At 36.5% G+C, this 1,475-nt stretch carries 1 protein-coding gene; it reads right to left on the reverse strand.

What is annotated here, in order from left to right; all coding sequences use genetic code 11:
- Positions 1 to 60: 60 nt before the first annotated feature.
- On the reverse strand, positions 61 to 1,341 hold the full coding sequence (locus tag WS44_RS09245; RefSeq protein WP_013438404.1) for an ISL3 family transposase: 1,281 nt from the start codon (positions 1,339 to 1,341) through the stop codon (positions 61 to 63).
- Between the last annotated feature and the right edge of the window lie 134 nt (positions 1,342 to 1,475).

A 1,475-nucleotide genomic window follows, 5' to 3' on the forward strand; every position in this document is an offset into this window, starting at 1 on the left:
GGCTCTTTGTCAAATGGTGTTGATAAAAGTCAATTAAAAATTAAATAATAGGGAAAGGCATTAGGCTGCTAAATAGTAGTCTGATGCTTTTTCTTTAATAATGGCATCCTTTTCTTCTAGCTTGATCCTGGTTACTAGATGATTGAAGTTAGCGTAACCGTAGGCAGTACGTTCAATCTGTTTAATCTTACGGTTGGTTCCTTCAAGGCAACCGTTTGATTCATCGAACTTAGCAGCGTTGAGAATATCATGTAGATTACGTTTGAAAGTATTTAAAGTGGTGTGCATCATATTGCCAACATGATCTTTGCTTTGAATTAGGCTTCGTAACTTCTTGGTATCTCTATCTTTTAAAGCTTTACTGATATCTTGCATAAGGTTATAAGTATTTTCAAGCTCATTGTTTAAAGAAAGCCCATCAGCCACGATTTGTTCTTGAGTTAGGGTATTTTTTAATCTGGATTGATAGCACGGCTTAACTTTTTCCAGGTCATCAAAAGGCTTAAGATAAAGTTTCCAGTAATATTTAAGCAGGTTGTATTCCCATGAACCTTTTTTGTGCTTCTTCGTTTCTTGAATGCGACAGGAATTAAAGGAACGGTTAAGCATCTGAACGATATGGAAACGGTCGAGGATTACTTGAGCATTAGGAAAAAGCTCCTTAGCCATAATGTCATAATAGTAATTAAGATCCATAGTTACAGTCTTAACCTTGTTTCTTACGGTTATTGGGAAACGCTTAAAGTAATTGATAATATCTTTTTTTAATCTGGTAGGCAGTACCTTAACTATTTTGTGCGTGTGACCATCAATGGCAATAAAGTGCAGCTGTCTGCCAACGCCTCTGAATTCATCAAAAGCCAGGTATTCCGGCAGCCAGTCGGTATCTTCAAAGGAAGACGGACTATATTTCTCTAGTACGCGTTGCACGGTATTGGTTGAAGTTGAAGTTTGTCTGGCAATGCTCTTCATGGACCAGTCTTCGGTTAAAGAGCCAATAATTTTACGCTTGGTGGCATTAGAAATACAGCAGTATTTATCTACTAGTTCCGTTTGAGCCATCGAATTCGTCTGACAATTACGGCAGATAATTCTTTCTTTAGCTATTCTGATAAAGACAGGTAGACTAGCATCTAAAGCAGGATAACGCACATTTGAATATAGGTGACCATTATGTACGATGTTATCTGAGCCGCAGTTTAAGCAATGGTCTAAATGTACAATAGCGTGGTAGAACTTGGCTTCACGATTACGATATTTGCCAGTTGAGATATCCAAAAATTCTAACAAAGGGTCTTTAATATTCAGAGAAAATTTAATACAATCATTACAAGAGGACATAAGCAATTCACCTTAATTTCTAAAGAGTGGTATCAAAGGACATTATGCAGTGAGGCTTGTGCCTCTTTTTTAATGCAAAAAATCCTATTGATAGAATATCATAGAAATCTATCAACAGGATTTATCATAGAACC

It is taken from the genome of Lactobacillus sp. N54.MGS-719, assembly GCF_000980505.1.
In the GTDB taxonomy this organism is placed as follows: domain Bacteria; phylum Bacillota; class Bacilli; order Lactobacillales; family Lactobacillaceae; genus Lactobacillus; species Lactobacillus amylovorus.

Coding starts and splice junctions, on each gene's coding strand:
- WS44_RS09245 (WP_013438404.1), bottom strand. CDS start 1,341: ATGTCCTCTTGTAATGATTGTATTAAATTTTCTCTGAATATTAAAGAC.